Origin of the sequence: Amycolatopsis orientalis DSM 40040 = KCTC 9412, assembly GCF_000478275.1 — a bacterium.
GTDB lineage: Bacteria > Actinomycetota > Actinomycetes > Mycobacteriales > Pseudonocardiaceae > Amycolatopsis > Amycolatopsis orientalis.
Genome location: NZ_ASJB01000074.1, coordinates 1 through 15,035 on the forward strand (window position 1 = coordinate 1; position 15,035 = coordinate 15,035).

The 15,035-nt window shown below is 70.6% G+C and carries 12 protein-coding genes; 7 read left to right on the forward strand and 5 right to left on the reverse strand.

What is annotated here, in order from left to right; all coding sequences use genetic code 11:
* Positions 1-70: 70 nt before the first annotated feature.
* Positions 71-511 (reverse strand): hypothetical protein, encoded by a 441-nt coding sequence (locus L324_RS26375; protein WP_037314260.1) that lies wholly within the window; start codon positions 509-511, stop codon positions 71-73.
* 173 nt (positions 512-684) lie between these two features.
* On the opposite strand from L324_RS26375, the gene L324_RS26380 reads away from it, so the two are divergent.
* The 6 genes from L324_RS26380 (at position 685) to L324_RS26405 (ending at position 7,614) form a co-directional block, all read left to right on the forward strand.
* A complete protein-coding gene (locus L324_RS26380) occupies positions 685-1,743 on the forward strand; it encodes an RNA polymerase sigma-70 factor (RefSeq protein ID WP_235783656.1) in 1,059 nt (352 codons plus the stop codon).
* Between the two features lie 85 nt (positions 1,744-1,828).
* Positions 1,829-3,013 carry an NAD(P)/FAD-dependent oxidoreductase gene (locus tag L324_RS26385; protein WP_037314264.1) on the forward strand — a complete coding sequence of 395 codons (1,185 nt, stop codon included), beginning with the start codon at positions 1,829-1,831 and terminating at the stop codon, positions 3,011-3,013.
* A 58-nt stretch (positions 3,014-3,071) separates the two neighbouring features.
* On the forward strand, positions 3,072-3,914 hold the full coding sequence (locus L324_RS26390) for an NAD(P)H-binding protein (RefSeq protein WP_037314267.1): 843 nt from the start codon (positions 3,072-3,074) through the stop codon (positions 3,912-3,914).
* A 388-nt stretch (positions 3,915-4,302) separates the two neighbouring features.
* Positions 4,303-5,748, forward strand: a complete 1,446-nt coding sequence (locus tag L324_RS26395) for a DUF4331 domain-containing protein (protein WP_037314270.1) — start codon at positions 4,303-4,305, stop codon at positions 5,746-5,748.
* A gap of 157 nt (positions 5,749-5,905) precedes the next feature.
* Entirely contained in the window at positions 5,906-7,186 is a 1,281-nt protein-coding gene (locus tag L324_RS26400; RefSeq protein ID WP_235783658.1) for a tetratricopeptide repeat protein, read from the forward strand.
* 92 nt (positions 7,187-7,278) lie between these two features.
* Entirely contained in the window at positions 7,279-7,614 is a 336-nt protein-coding gene (locus L324_RS26405) for a hypothetical protein (protein ID WP_235783659.1), read from the forward strand.
* A 17-nt stretch (positions 7,615-7,631) separates the two neighbouring features.
* Here L324_RS26405 and L324_RS26410 read toward each other — a convergent pair whose 3' ends face one another.
* Positions 7,632-10,580 (reverse strand): AfsR/SARP family transcriptional regulator, encoded by a 2,949-nt coding sequence (locus L324_RS26410; RefSeq protein ID WP_037314276.1) that lies wholly within the window; start codon positions 10,578-10,580, stop codon positions 7,632-7,634.
* Between the two features lie 147 nt (positions 10,581-10,727).
* A complete protein-coding gene (locus tag L324_RS26415) occupies positions 10,728-12,311 on the reverse strand; it encodes an FAD-dependent oxidoreductase (RefSeq protein ID WP_037314280.1) in 1,584 nt (527 codons plus the stop codon).
* 79 nt (positions 12,312-12,390) lie between these two features.
* Here L324_RS26415 and L324_RS26420 point away from each other — a divergent pair, with 79 nt between their 5' ends.
* The gene (locus L324_RS26420) at positions 12,391-12,798 is read left to right on the forward strand and encodes a MerR family transcriptional regulator (protein ID WP_051174108.1); all 408 of its coding nucleotides are present in this window, start codon (positions 12,391-12,393) and stop codon (positions 12,796-12,798) included.
* Between the two features lie 27 nt (positions 12,799-12,825).
* Here L324_RS26420 and L324_RS26425 read toward each other — a convergent pair whose 3' ends face one another.
* Together L324_RS26425 and L324_RS26430 are read right to left on the reverse strand one after the other, a co-directional pair.
* Positions 12,826-14,031 carry a PP2C family protein-serine/threonine phosphatase gene (locus L324_RS26425; protein ID WP_037314282.1) on the reverse strand — a complete coding sequence of 402 codons (1,206 nt, stop codon included), beginning with the start codon at positions 14,029-14,031 and terminating at the stop codon, positions 12,826-12,828.
* The gene (locus L324_RS26430) at positions 14,031-15,032 is read right to left on the reverse strand and encodes a SpoIIE family protein phosphatase (RefSeq protein ID WP_235783660.1); all 1,002 of its coding nucleotides are present in this window, start codon (positions 15,030-15,032) and stop codon (positions 14,031-14,033) included. The genes L324_RS26425 and L324_RS26430 overlap by 1 nt, the downstream gene beginning before the upstream one ends.
* Positions 15,033-15,035 lie beyond the last annotated feature (3 nt).

Genomic DNA, 15,035 nt, shown 5'->3' on the forward strand with positions numbered 1-15,035 from the left:
CCGAACAAAGTCAGGTGTTGCAACCACCACTAGAACCCAAGGGGAAGGGGGCCTTCACGCGCAAGCTCGGTCAGCGGCGGCCGGCGGCCAGGATGACGAGGAACTGGCCGCCACCGGGTTCGACACCGGCGGTCACCGGCAGTCCCGGTAGCAGCCGGGAGAACCGGTCCACCAGCCACTCCGCGGCCTCGCGGGCGTCCCGCTCGGTCGGGCAACGGGCCACCATCTCGCGGCCACCCTTGCGTTCCAGCCTCCCGGCGACCGTGATCAGCGGCGCGGGTTCGACCACGTGCAGGCGATCCGGCCAGGCGATGACCACCTTGACCGCGCCTTCGCGGGTGTTGCACCCGCGGTGCGCGAGCCGCTCGGGGATCTTGGCCTTCCGGTCGGCGGTGCGGCTGTCGACGCTGGGTCCGCGAGGGTCGTTCACCGACATGCCGGGGTCGACCGGTTCGTCGCACACCCAGCAGCGCCAGCCATCGCGCTCGGCCACGTCATCAAGGAGACTCACCCGGGCAAACTAGCCTGCCAGGGCGCCGCCCCGCGCATCGCACCCGCCCGTGCGTCGTCGAAGGCCGTGAAGGCCCCCTTACCTCGGCTCAGCCGAGGAAACTCGACCTTCACACCTTCCCCAAGTACATGATGGCCCCCTTCCTTGCGCTAGGCGCAAGGAAGGGGGCCATCATGTACTCGCCCGGGCCCGAGACGCCGGGCACGGCGGAGCGCGAACGGCAGTCCCTCAAGGAGTCCTTCACGGACTTCGACCACGGTCGCCGGCGAGGATGGTTAACTTCGACCATGCTGATCGGTGCGCGCGAGGTCGAGGTGTTCGAGGGGGCCAGGGGCAGACTGGAGGCGATCGCCTACCGCCTGCTGGGTTCGGCGAACGACGCCGAAGACGCCGTACAGGACACGTTCCTGCGCTGGCAGTCGGCCGACCGGGAGCTGATCGAGACGCCCGAGGCGTGGCTGACGAAGGTGCTCACCAACATCTGCCTCAACCGCCTCACCTCAGCGCGGGCCAGGCGGGAAACCTATGTGGGGCAATGGTTGCCCGAACCGGTCTTCGCCGGGGACCGGATGCTCGGCCCGTCGGACACCGTCGAGCAGCGTGAATCGGTCTCGATCGCGATGCTCGCGCTGATGGAGCGGCTTTCGGCCAAGGAACGCGTCGTGTACGTGCTGCGCGAGGCGTTCGGCTACTCGCACGGTGAGATCGCCGAGGTACTCGACCTCACCGAGTCGAACTGTCAGCAGATCTACCGGCGCGCCAAGCAACATCTGGCCGCGGACAGGCGCCGTGTGCCGGTCGACGCGGCCGCGGCTCGCAAGATCGTCGAGGAGTTCCTCGCCGCGGCGCTCAGCGGCAAGACCGACTCGCTGGTGAGGATGCTGACCGACGACGCGATCAGCGTGGGCGACGGCGGGGGCGTCTTGTTCTCGTTGCCGCACCCGGTCACCGGGGCGACGCGGGTGGCGAGGTTCCTGCAGGGACTGTTCAAGCCCAGTGCGGCGAAGTGGTCGCTCATCGGTGGCCGTCCCGTCCTGTTCGCCGCGGTCGTCAACGAGATGCCCGCGCTGGTGCTGGAGGTCGAAGGCCGGGTCGCCGGGGTCGTCACGCTGGACGTGACCGCCGACGGTATCGCGGCCGTCCACGCCCAGGTGAACCCCGCCAAGCTCGAACGCGCGGAGTTCCACTGGGCCGCTTCCGACCAGGGAGAACCGCTTCCCGACACCTGGTGACCCAGATCACATCATTCCGCTGTCAGGTTTCGCGCCGCTGTCCGGTTCAGGGAGCGACACCAGCCGGACAGGAATGAGGGAAGCCATGAAGCACCAGATCGTCGTCCTCGGGGCCGGATACGCCGGAACCAACGCCGCCGGCCGCCTCGCCAAGCGCCTGCACCCCGCCGACACCGAGATCACCCTCGTCAACGCCGACCCCGAGTTCGTCGAGCGCGTCCGCATGCACCAGCTCGCGACCGGTCAGGACCTGGAGCCGCGCGCGCTGACCGACGTCTTCGCGGGCACCGGTGTGCGAGTGCGGGTGGCGCGGGTGACCGCGGTCGACGCCGAACGCAAGACCGTCAGCCTCGAGGACGCCGACGGACCCGGCGAGATCTCCTACGACACGCTCGTCTACGCGCTGGGCAGCAGCGCCGCCGACTGCGGTGTCCCCGGCGTCGCCGAGCACGCCCACAGCGTCGCCGGCAAGCAGTCCGCGCTGCGGTTGCGCAAGAGCCTGGCCGACCTCGCCGCGGGCGGCACCGTGCTCGTCGTCGGCGGTGGCCTCACCGGCATCGAAGCCGTCACCGAGATCGCCGAGGCCCGACCGGACCTCGACGTCTCGCTCGCCGTCCGTGGCGAGCTCGGCGGCTGGCTGAGCGGGAAGGCCCAGAACCACTTGCGCCAGGCCGTCGACCGGCTCGGCATCACCCTGCACGAGCACACCGACGTCGTGGGCGTCGAGCCGGCGGGCGCGGTCATCGGCGACGGCCGGGCGATCCCGGCGCAGGTGACGGTCTGGACGGCCGGTTTCGCCGTCCACCCCCTCGCCGCAGCCACCACCTTGGAGGTCTCGGCGACCGGGCAGATCGTCGTCGACGAGACGATGCGGTCGGTCTCGCACGAGGACGTCTACGCCGTCGGTGACGCCGCGCTCGCACCGGGCGCGAACGGCACGCCGCTGCGGATGTCCTGCGCCTCGGGAGTTCCCACCGCGCACCAGGCGGCCGACGCCATCGCGGCCCGGCTGACCGGACGCCCGCTCCCCGTGAACAAGATCGGCTACAGCGGCCAGTGCGTCAGCCTCGGCCGCCGCGACGCGCTCGTGCAGTGGGTGACCCCGGACGACCAGCCCAAACCGTCCGCGCTCACCGGCAAGACCGCCGTGCGCGTCAAGGAGATGATCTGCAAGTCCGCGGCCTGGAGCATCTCCCACCCGACGATGCTGATGCCGGTCCGTCGTCGCCGTACCGTTCTGGCCGAACAGCGGCTCGCGCTCCCCGCCTGATCCCTCTCTTATTCCACAGTGGATAGATCTGTCCGCCGAGCAGAAGGACGAACCCATCATGATCCTGATCACCGGAGCCAACGGCGTCGTGGGACGTCGAGTGACGGATATGCTGCTACAGGAAGGTGCTGCCGTCGCCGCGGTCACTCGCGGCCTCGGCGAAGCCCCTTCACCCGACGGCGTGAAAGTCGTCAGCGGTGACCTGTTCAGTCCACAGTGGATCGAACCGGCGCTGGAAGAGGTCGAGGCGATCCAGCTCAGCCCGCGTGCCACCGGCCCTGGTCTCGCCGAGCTGGTGAAACTGGCCCAAAGACAAGGCGTACGGCGGCTGGTGCTGCTGTCGGCCACCACGGTGGAGTATCCGGCGGGAGAGGCCCGGTTCGCCGCGCAGTTCAAGTTCGCCGAGGACCTGGTCACCGGTTCCGGTCTCGAATGGACGGTCCTGCGGCTGGCCGACTTCGCCGCCAACGCGCTGGCCTGGGCGCCGCAGCTCAAGGCCGGTGACGTGGTGCGCGGCGCGTACGCCCAGGCCGCCACTTCGCCGATCCACGAGACCGACATCGCGGCGGTCGCCGTACAGGCCCTCACCGGCAGCGCCCATACGGGGATGGTCCACACGCTGACCGGCCCGCGGTCCTTGGACCAAGCCGAAAAGGTGCGGATCATCGGCTCCGCCGTCGGCCGGGCGTTGTCCTTCCAGGAACTCCCGCCCGACCGGGTGCGGCAGGGCATGCTCGCGCAAGGACTGCCCGAAGAAGTCCCTGCCCGGCTGCTCGGATCCCTGGCCGACTACGCCCTCCGCCCCGGCCCCACCACGAGGACCGTGGAAGACCTGCTGGGCAGGCCCGCGCTCACTTTCGACGACTGGGTACGGGACAACGCGTTCGCCTTCACTGGCTGATGCCCACGCCCTTCCGGAACCAGCTCGCGGGTCGTGAGTGGTAATGACGGTTCTAACCGTCATTACCACTCACGACTATCTGTACCGAAACCCCGCCGCACCGGGCACGTACTTCACCCCGCCACAACACTTCCACAACTTCGCCACTGGAGGTCGCGGGCACCATCGGCGTTCGACGGAGGACGGAAACCCGGCCTCCGCCCCGGAACCGCGGGGCCCGCCGTTCTTCGGTCCGGCGGACGACGCGTTCCGGCGGGGATGTCGTCGATGGTGAACCCGGATCGTGGTCCGGCGCCACAGCGGCCCGCGCCTCCGGTGGGCATCCCCATGATCGGGAACTTTTCGTCCGCGCGTCGCGGGCGAGGTTCTTCCCAGAAAGGGGAGGGAAATGGCACAACCCCATCCCGCTCGCCGTCGTGTCGTTCCACGGCGAAGGGCGGTGATCGCGGTCGCCGCGATCCTGGCGGGCACGGTGGCCGGATTGCCGGCCGACACGGCGCTCGCGTCGAGTCACCGGGAAGCTCCGCTGATCTCGGGCGACCCGCCGGTGGACAACACCGACGTGTACGCGTTCGTCAGCCCCGACAAGCCGGATACCGTGACGCTGATCGCGAACTGGTATCCGTTCTCGGAACCCAACGGGGGACCGAACTTCTATCCGTGGGCGACGGACGCCCACTACGACATCAACATCGACAACAACGGTGACGCGAAAGCGGATCTGACCTACCGGTGGGATTTCCGCACCGAAGACCGGCGGGGGAACAACACCTTCCTCTACAACGACGACCCGGTGACCTCACTGGACGACCCGGATCTGTTGTTCCGCCAGTCCTACACGTTGACGTTGATCGACCGGCCGAACGGGCGGGTCACCACCTTGGCCAGTTCCGCCAGGGTCGCGCCGTCGAACGTGGGCCCGGCTTCGATGCCGAACTACGGGACTCTTCGCGATCAGGCCATCACCGCCATTCCCGGCGGTGGGCGGAGTTTCGCCGGGCAGGCCGACGATCCGTTCTTCCTGGATCTGCGCATCTTCGACCTGCTCTACGGTGGCGATCTCTCCGAGGTCGGGCAGGACACGGTGGCCGGGTTCAACGTCAACACCATCGCGTTGCAGGTGCCCAAGAGCGTACTGACGCTCGCCGGAAATCCCGCCAGGAACCCCGTGATCGGGGTCTGGAGCGACACCGAGCGCTATTCGATCACGCTGCGTTCCCCCGGTGCACAGCAGTCGTTCGGCTCCGAGGTCCAGGTGTCGCGCCTCGGCAACCCGCTGGTGAACGAGGTCGTGGTGCCCGCGGCGTTGAAGGACCGGTTCAACTCGCTTCTGCCGGAGCAGGACCGGACGATACCCGCGCTGGTGAACAGGGTGACCAATCCGGAGGTGCCCGATCTGATCCAGCGGATCTACGGCATCCCCGCGCCCACCACGCCACGCAGCGACCTGGTGGAGATCTTCCTGGTCGGGATCACCAAGAAATTCGGTGACAAGCTCAACGCCGTCGATCTCAATTCGCAGCTCGTCAACGCCGACGTCGATCCGGCGAAATTCGCCCAGTCGGAACAACTGCGGTTGAACACGTCGATCCCGCCGTCCGCGCAGCCCAACCGGCTCGGGGTGCTCGGCGGCGACCTCCAAGGGTTCCCGAACGGCCGGAGGCCGGCCGACGACGCGCTCGACATCAGTGTCCAGGCGTTGGAGGGCGCCGCGGTCAGCGGCATCGTCCTGCCGCTCGCGGCGGGTGACCGGGTCGACCGGAACGACGTCCCCTTCGGCACGGCGTTCCCGTATGTCGCCCTGCCGAACAACAAGGCGGTCAACTCGAGGTAAGGGCGAGGCCGGTTGCTCCCGTGGTGGTCGCCGTCGACCGCGGCGATCACCACCCCCCGACTCCTGGAAGGCGTTTCCGATGTCAGCCGACAATTCCCGAAACGTGACCGATACCGGGCGCCGCCGTACCGGGCCACGTTCCGCTCGCGGTGCGCTCATGGCCGTTCTCGGCGCCGGCCTGCTCGTCGTCGGCGTCGCCGCGTTCCTCCCGCCCGCACCGGAGAGCCCGCCCGCCGTCGCGAGCGGGCCCGCCGGTGGTTCGAGCACCCTCGACCGGGCGATCAGGATGGCGCAGACCAAGTTGACGAAGCGGGACCACGATCCGCGGACCTGGGCCGAACTCGGCGCCGCCTATGTCGAAACGGCCCGGGTCAAGGCGGATCCCGCCTACTTCCCCAAAGCCGAAGTGGCGTTGCGCAAGTCACTGGCGCAGCAGCCCGACGGCAACGGGACCGCGTTGACCGGTATGGGCGCGCTCGCCAACGCGCGGCACGATTTCGGCGCCGCCCGCGACTGGGGCGAGAAGGCCAAGGCGGTACTCCCCGACAACGCGGAGGTCTACGGCGTGCTCAACGACGCCTACACCCAGCTCGGTGACACCGCGGCGGCCACCGCCGCGCTGCAGCGCATGCTGGACCTCAAACCCGGCGTCTCCTCGTTCACCCGCGCCGCGTACGAGTTCGAGATCCACGGCCGGGTCGACGACGCGCGGAAAGCGCTCGACCGCGCGCTCGCGGACGCCATCGACCCCGGCGACATCGCCTTCTGCCGCAACCTGCTCGGCGAACTCGCCTACGACAACGGGGACTTCGACGCCGCGGAGCGCCACTACGAGGCAGGTCTGCTCGCGGTACCGGACGACGGATCGCTGCGGCAAGGGAAAGCGAGGCTCGCGGCGGCGCGGGGACTGACCGAGAAGGCGCTCGCGGGCTACCAGGAACTCGTGTCCCACAAGCCGAGCCTCGGTGGCCTGCAGGAGTACGCCCTCCTGCTGAAGACCGCGGGCCGGCCGGAACTCGCCGCACAGCAGTACGCGCTTTTCGACGAACAGCAACGACTTGAAGCCGCGTCCGGCGCGACCATCGACCTGGAGGCGTCGACGGTCGCCGCCGACCGCGGGAAGGCCGCGCAGGCACTGACCTTCGCGCAGTCGGAGTGGTCACGCAGGCGGCCCGTGTTCGTCGCGGACGCACTGGCCTGGGCGTTGCATCTCAACGGCCGGGACACCGAGGCGCTCACCTACGCCGATCAGGCCGCGAGCACCGGCTGGCGCAACGCCACCTTTTCCTATCACCGCGGCATGATCCTCGCCCGTCTCGGCCGGAACACCGAGGCCGTCGCGGCGCTCACCGAGGCGCTGCGGATCAATCCGGCCTTCTCCGTCGTCGAGGCGCGGGCGGCGCGGGCCGCGCTGGCGAACCTGCGCGGTGCCGGATGAATCCACGCGGGCAGCACCCGATCAGAAGGGCAGCGGACACCATGCGCAATCTGCCGACCGAACCGGCACGGCCCCGGCTCCGGGGCGCCATCGTGAGTATTCTGCTTTTCGGTGCCGTCGCCACGGCGTGCGCCGTGACGGCCGCCGATTCCGGCCCTCGCTTCGACGACGAGTCGACCGACGGTGCGGCAGTCGAGCTGAGCTGCATGAAACACCAGCCACAGGCACCCGGGAGCCGCTATACCGACGCCTCGCACAGGCGGACCGACGAGCTGCTCGCCTTGCTCCGCTATTACACCGCCAACGGCGGCAAACCTTACTGTGACGGCAAGAGCGTCACCGACGTCGACCGGCAGTGGGTCGACCTCTACCTGCAGTTGGGCGCGGACAGGGGAAACGTCACCGCGCTGGTCGACGGGGCGAGATGAGACCCGGCGGGACGGGCTCAGTTCAGCGCCCGCCGTTCGGCTTTGGTGACTTCGGCGGTGGTGAGGTCGAGGCTGCGGTAGATCGCTATGGCCCGGTCGTAGTGCTCGCGCGCCACCTCGACGTCGGTGCCTGCCGCTCTGGCGAGGCCGCGATGAGCGCGGGCGATCTGTTCGCTGCTGCCGGTCCGGGTGGCGACGGCGAGTGCCTCGGCGTGGTTGGCGCGGGCGGTGGCGACCGAGCCGGTCGCCTGGCATGCCTCGCCGAGTCCGTTGAGCGCCCAGGATTCGCCCTCCCGGTCGCCGTGCTCCCGGAACAGGTCGAGGGCACGGCGGTGGTACGCGGCGGCGTCGGACGGATGACCGCCCAGCATTCCCGCCCTGCCGAGACCGTCGATGGCCCACGCCTCGCTGTCCCGGTGCCCGAGGACCCGGAACTGCTCGGCGGCTTCGGCGTGGAACCGGAGAGCCTCTGCCGGGCGGCCGTCGTTCGCCGCCAGTTCGCCGAGCCCGACTTTCACCCACGCTTCGCCGAAGTGATGCCCGGCCAGCTCGTGCAGGTCCATCGCCTGTCCCAGATGGTGGCGCCCCGCCTCGCCCCTGCCGATCCTCGCTTCGACCGTGCCGAGCCGGGTGAGCATATGGGCCTGGCCGGTCACGTCGCCGATCCGGCGGAACATCGCCCGCGCCCGGGTGAAGTAGGCGGCCGCGACCCGGTAACGTCCGGCGCTTTCCGCGAGCATGCCGAGATTGCCGAGTGATCTGGCCTGGCCGAGCAGATTCCCCGCCTGGCTGAACACGTGGTACGCCGTCAGGAAGTCCGATGTCGCGGCCTCGCGGCGTCCGGCCTGCATATGCGCCGCGCCGAGGGCGACGAGTGCCTCGGCCTCGGCCGTGCGGTCGTGGATACCCCGCGCGGCGTCCCGCGCGTGGCCGTGGATCACCAGCGCGGCCGTCCGGTGGTTCCCGTCGAGATAACGGAAGAGGAGAGCGGCCAGCGCCACGGCACGCTCCGGTCTCCCGCGGGTGGCCGCGTGCGCGGCGAGCGCCTGGATCATGCTCAGCTCGGCGTCGAGCCAGTCGCGTGCGCCATCGGCATCGGGCAGTTCCGGCAGCGGGCTCACCGGGGCCGCGACAAGCGGGCGCCGATGGGCTTCGCCGGGGTACAGCCGGTCCATCGCCGCCGCGACGGTGGCCAGGTAGTAGTCGTAGACGCGGTCGAGCGCGGCGGGCTCGCCGACGCTGCTTTCCGCCGCGTATGCCTTGAGCAGGTCGTGCATCCCGAACCGGTCGCCCACGGGCTGGATGAGGCTCGCGCGGGCCAGCGCGGCCAGCTCGGCCTCGGCTTCTTCGAGCGGCAGCGCGGCCAGCGCCGCCAGCACGTAGGCGTCGAACAGCGGAGCCGGGTGCCCGCCGAGGACGGCGAAGGCCCGGACGGTCCCCGGCGCCAGTTGCCGCAGCGACCAGGAGAACACCGCCCGTACGGCGGCCCGCTGATCGGCGCCGCCACTGAGCAGATCGAGCGCGCGCTGTGCCGCACGGAGTTCGTCCACCAGTCTGGACAACCGGGCGGCCGGCCGGGAAACGGCGAGTTCGGCGGCCAGGCGCAAGGTCAAGGGCAGCCGGACACAGCGTTCGGCCAGTTTGGCGGCGGCCTGGGGCTCGGCGTCCACCCGCTCGCCGACCAGCCGTCGCAGCAGGCCGACGGCGTCGGCGGCGGGCAGCTGGTCCACCGATACGCGCCGCGCGCCGTGCAGGGCCACGAGACCGGCGAGCGAATCGCGGCTGGTGACCACGACGACGCAGCCGTCGGTCCCGGGGAGCAGCGGACGGATCTGTTCGACGGTCGCCGCGTTGTCCAGCATGACGAGCATGCGCCTGGACGCGACCTCGGTGCGGAAGCGGGCCGCGCGTTCGGCGGCGCCGAGCGGGATCTCGGCGCCGGACGGCAGCAGCGCGGTGAGGAACGCGGCCAGTGCGTCGGCCGACGACAGCGGCTCGCCGGGATCGTATCCGCGCAGGTCGAGGTACAGCTGCCCGTCCGGGAACCGGTCGCGGGCCCGATGTCCCCAGTGCACGGCCGTGGCGGTCTTGCCCGCCCCCGCCGTGCCGGTGAGGCAGACGATCACCGGGCTGTCACCGGTTCCCGCCGCGAGCCGGTCCAGTTCGGCCAGTTCACCGGCCCGGCCGGTGAACGCGGCCACGTCGGCGGGTAGTTGCGCGGGTACGGGCGTGGGTGCCACGCCCGTAGCGGCCAGGTCGTGCCGCAGTACGGCGGTGTGCACGGCGGAAAGCTCCGGGCCGGGATCCGCGCCGAGTTCGTCCCGGAGTGCCCGGCGGGTCCGTTCGTAGCAGGCCAGCGCTTCGGCTCCCCGTCCGACGGCGTACAGGGCGTGCATCAACGTCGCCGCGGCGGTCTCGTGCAACGGCTGTTCGTCGGTGAGTTCGGTCAGCGGCGCGATCGTCGAGGCCGCGCCGCCGTCGCGGATTTCGGCGTCGGCCCAGGCCACGACGGCGGCCGCGTGTTCCCGGCTCAGTGCCCGGCGGGTGCGCTCCGCCCAGTCGCCGCGCAGACCCGCCAGGGGTTCACCGTGCCAGAGCCCGAGTGCCTCCCGCAGCGCCGCCGCGTCGGTGGAACGGTTCCGGAGCGTGTCGCGGAAACGGAACACGTCGACCTGCTCGGGCCGGACGACGAGGCGATAGCCACCGGGATCCCGCGTCACGTGGGTGCCATCGGGATCGGCTTCTTCGAGTGCGCGCCGGATGCGGGTTATGTGGGCCTGCAACGAACGCTTGGCCTGCTTCGGCGCCGATTCTCCCCAGACCCGGTCCACCAGCATGTCGATCCCGACGGTGTGCCCCGCCTCGAACAGCAGGACGGCCAGCACCGCCTGCCGTCGCGGCTCGCCGATCGCGATGTCCCGCCCGGCAGCCCGCAGCCGAATCGGCCCCAAGACCCGGAAATCCACGTCATCCCCTCACCGGTACGGACCACGTGCCCATACCGCTGACCGGCGAAGTATAAAGCCGGGCTTTCCGCCGTCTCAACAAGTTCGTGGTATATCCGGCCGTATTCTCCCTTTATGACAAGAAAACCGAAAGAAGCGCTACCGGGTTCACCCTTGACGGTAACGGTGTCCGAGCAGGCTGCGCAGGGCGGAGCGGACGGCGCGGTCCGGATCGGCGGGCAGGTCATGCGACCGCCAGGCGACGAAACCGTCCGGGCGAACCAAAAGGGCGCCGTCCGGGCCGGTGCCCGCCATCCGCGCGAAGGCGGCGCGGTCACCGTCGGCCATGGCCCCGGTGATCCGCCGTACGCGCAGCTCTTCCGTTCCCGCGGTGAGCCAGCCGGTACCGCCGTCGCCGGTGATCAAAGTCCATTGTGGACCTAGAAGGTCGAGTGTGGACAGTCGGCGGCCGTCGTCGGTGAGCCATCGGTGGGGCAGACGGTGGCCGGGTGCCGCCCGGTCGTCGAGGACGTCGGGTGGCTCGGCGTCGTCGGTGAGTACCGCGCGGGAGTCGTAGCGGTAGAACATCATCCCGCGCAGATAGTCGGCGGCGGCCTGCGCGTAGAGCTGTTCTGGGTCCTGGTGGGCCTGGTAGCCGCGGAGCAGCCGGCGGGACAGCGCCAGTGACGCCTCGGCGGCGGCGCGGCGTTCGGGCTCGTAGCTGTCCAGGAGGGCCTCGTCGGCCTGGCCGCGCAGCACGGCGGCGAGTTTCCAGGCGAGGTTGTGCCCGTCCTGGATACCGGTGTTCATCCCCAGCCCACCGGCGGAACTCTGCACATGGGCGGCGTCGCCCGCCAGGAACACCCGGCCGCGCCGGAGCGCCGAGGCGATGCCGGCCGCGGCCTCCCACGCGTTGCATTCGATCAGGTCGATCGGCACCGTGTCGTCGCCGATCGCCGCGCGCAGCAGGCTCAGGGTCCGCTCGGGCGACAGCCGGGCGAGTCCGGCGGGTTTGCCGGGGTAGTCCATGAGGTGCGAAGACCAGCGGTCACCGGCCGCATCCTTCGCGAAGAGCGTGCAATAGATCTGCTCGTTGCGGATGAAACAGGCGTGCGTGGCCGATTCCGGCAGCAGCTTCCGCAGGTCGGCCCGGAAGAAGGCGGTGTTGAGCCTGCCGTCGACCCGCCGGTCGGGCAGGTCGACGCCGAGCAGCTCCCGCACCCGGCTGCGGGCACCGTCGGCGCCGATCAGGTAATCGCCGGTCACCTGGTGTTCGCGGCCGGTGGCGACGTCGGCCAGTTCGACGCGCACGGCTTCGGCGTCGGCGGTGAAACCGGTCAACTCGGTGCCGAACCGGAGCTGCCCGCCGCGGCGCCGCAGCTCTTCCCCCGTGAACCGCTGCACCTCGTACTGCGTCATCACGAGGCGGGGATCGGTCGGGCCGCAGGTGTCCAGCCGCTCCGCGTAGCGCGGTGGCGGGGCCGACCGGTGCAGCACGGTCCCGGTGGCGCTGTCCTTGACGATCGAGCGCAACGGCGGCGGGCCTTCCCAGCCGACCCGATCCAGCGTCGGCCCCAGTCCGATGCCCCGGAACAACTCCAGGGTCCGCATCGACGTACCGGCACGCGGCGGGCGATCGAACGGGTCGCGCGCGTCCACCACCAGCACCCGCACCCCCCGGTCCGCCAAGAACAACGCCGTCGACAGCCCCACCGGCCCGGCGCCCGCCACCACTGCTTCGAATCGCTCCACCGTGTCTCCTCACTGATCACTTTCGCCGTCCACCGTGCTCGCTCAAGTGGACTTGAGCGCAACCTGCGATCCTGGTGACGTGGATTACTCGATCAGCGAGGTGGCGCGGTACTTCAAGATCTCCGTCTCCGCGCTGCGCTATTACGATCAGGTCGGCCTGCTTCATCCGGCCGGACGACGGGGGACCGTGCGTACCTACGGCCGCGACGAATTACGCAGGCTCGCGCTCGTCCAGTTGCTCCACCAGGACGGGATGATGAGCGTGGCGAGCACCGCCGCCGCGCTTTCCGGCGACTCGCCGGGTGGTGAGTCCAGGAGCGTCATGGCCGAGTCGATCCGCGTGATGCAGCACCAGATCGAACGGCTCCGCGCGGCACAAGAGGTGCTCGAGCACCTGCTCACCTGTCCTCGCGACGACCCGATCCGGGACTGCACCGTCCTGGGGGCACAGCTGGAGGCCACCGTCGACGCCGCCCTCCACGAGTAAGCCCAAGCAACGTCCTTTGTGGACGCTTCAGGAATTTCGCTTGCCGTGGCCCGGAATCCGGTGGACGGCGAGGGCGACGGTGTCGTCGGCGTGCAGGACGACGTCGTGCATCCTGGTGACCAGTTCGCGAGGGAGGTCCGCGGTGGCCAGGGTGGCGTGTGCGCGGGCGAGCGCGAGGAGCCGGGTTTGCCCTTCCTGGAAATCCTTGCGGCTTTCGACGAGACCGTCGGTGTAGAGCAGCAGGGTGTCACCCGCCGCCAGGACGCAGCGGGCGAGTTCGGGGGTGCCGGGGTCGGGAAAGCCGACCCCGCGGCCGACGACCGGGGACCGCAGCAGTCGTGGTTCACCGTCCGCGGTGAGGTGTACGGGGGCCGGATGGCTGCCGCTCGCGAACGTCGCGTCGCCGGTCGCCGGATCGATCCGCGCGAGGATCACCGTGGCCATCAGATCGGGCTCGATCGTCGCCAGGGTCCGGGCTGTCCTGGCGACGAGATCGCGGAAGGGATGGCCTTCGAGAGCGAGGGTGCGGATCGCGTGGGTCACGGTGAGGGCGTGGCGGGTCGAGGTGACGCCGTGCCCGACGGCGTCGACGAGGGTGATGTGCAGGTGACCGTCGGGAAGGACGAACCAGTCGTAGAGGTCGCCGCCGGTGGGGGAGTCCGGATCGGTCGGGGAGTAGTGGACGGCCAGTTCGAGGTTCGGGACGGCCGGTGGCGGCGGCCGGAGCGCGTCTTCCAGCTCGCGGAAGATGACGGCGTGCGCGCGGCGGAGTTGCTCGTCGCGCTGTTCGAGTTCGACGTACATCGCCAGTACGCCGCTGTTCGTCTCCGCGAGTTCGTGTTTGAGTTCCCGCTGTTCCTGGGCGAGTCCGTCGGCCCGCGCGATGAGCGCGAGCGTCTCCTCCCTGGTGGCCTCGGCGTCGTCGGCCGGAGCGGGCTGCCGGGCCGGAGTCGTGGGGAGATGCCAGGTGAGGCCGGTGCCGTCCCCCGCGTCGGGCAGCAGCGGGAGCCGGTCTCGCCGCGACTGCGCGACCGGACGCGGGAGCCGCAGGGTGACGGCGAGCAGGCCGTCCGCGGTGGAGGTTTCGAGCGTGACCTTCGCGCCCGCGTCGAGGGTGGGTTCGGCGAGCAGGGTCGCGGCGACGACGAGACGCGCTCGCTCGTACGCCGGGACACCGCCCTCGGCACAGGCGGCGCGCAGGAGACGGCGAAGCCGGGCGAGTTCCGGGTGCATCAGGTCAGCCTGTCCGGGTGGAGGGCGAGCATGGCGGCGTCGTCGCGGGGATTGCGGTGGTGGTGGGCAAGGCGGGCGGCGAGGGACAGCGCGTGCGACGGCAGGTCGGTGACGGCCGGGGCGCGCCAGGTGCGGTCGACGCCGTCGGTATGCAGCACGACGACGTCGCCTTCGGCCAGCACCGTGTGCCGGACCTGGACGGCGGGCAGGGTGAAGCCGACGACGCCGGGGATGCTGAGCAGCAGCTGCGACCGGCCGCCGGTGCCGATCGTCGTGCCGCTGACGTTGCCGACGCCGCAGAATTCGAGGCGGTGGGGCGCGATCCGGGCCAGCGCGACCGCCGCGCCGCGGGTGGTGCGCAGCGCCCGGTGCATGCTCGTGAGCTGCTGGGGGAGCGGCCGGTCCGGGTTCTGCCGGAACACCCGGATCGCCGCGTCGGCCGCTTCGGCGGCGTCCGGGCCGTGACCGAGGCCGTCGACTACGACGGCGGTCCAGCCGTCGGTCAGCTCGGCGACCGCGATGGCGTCGCCGCAGACGACCTCACCCTCGCGCGGCAGGCAGAAATGCCCGATCGCCGCGGCGCGGCCCGCCGGGGTACCCGGGACGAGAAGGCGCGCCGCCGCGATGGTGCCGTCCCGCGGCACGGAACGGATCCGGAAGACCGTCGCCATCCGGCTGACCGCGCCGAGACCGGTGCCGAGCGTGCCCGTGGTGGTGTTGCCGTCGAGAAGCCAATGGCCGACGTCGGCCATCCCGGGCCCGTCGTCGGCCGCCAGGACGTCGATCCCGAGGCCGATCGGGGACCGCTGCACGACCACCGACCCGTTGATCGCGTGCCGGTCGAGATTGCCTGCCAGTTCGGAGGTCACGACGGCCGCGCGTTCGGTGAGCACCTGCGGGAGCCCCGCCGCGCGGCCGGTCTCCCTGGCCGCCCTCGCGGCGGCGTAGACGGCGCTGACGTGGTCGACGCGCAGATGCCGCGAGGCCGGCGGGACCACCACGGA

What these genes read in the sequence shown, in the direction of transcription:
- L324_RS26425 (WP_037314282.1), bottom strand. Translation starts at nt 14,031, where the DNA reads ATGCACCCGGAACTCGCCCGGCTTCGCCGTCTCCTGCGCGCCGCCTGT.
- L324_RS26380 (WP_235783656.1), top strand. Translation starts at nt 685, where the DNA reads ATGTACTCGCCCGGGCCCGAGACGCCGGGCACGGCGGAGCGCGAACGG.
- L324_RS26395 (WP_037314270.1), top strand. Translation starts at nt 4,303, where the DNA reads ATGGCACAACCCCATCCCGCTCGCCGTCGTGTCGTTCCACGGCGAAGG.
- L324_RS26385 (WP_037314264.1), top strand. Translation starts at nt 1,829, where the DNA reads ATGAAGCACCAGATCGTCGTCCTCGGGGCCGGATACGCCGGAACCAAC.
- L324_RS26390 (WP_037314267.1), top strand. Translation starts at nt 3,072, where the DNA reads ATGATCCTGATCACCGGAGCCAACGGCGTCGTGGGACGTCGAGTGACG.
- L324_RS26400 (WP_235783658.1), top strand. Translation starts at nt 5,906, where the DNA reads ATGGCCGTTCTCGGCGCCGGCCTGCTCGTCGTCGGCGTCGCCGCGTTC.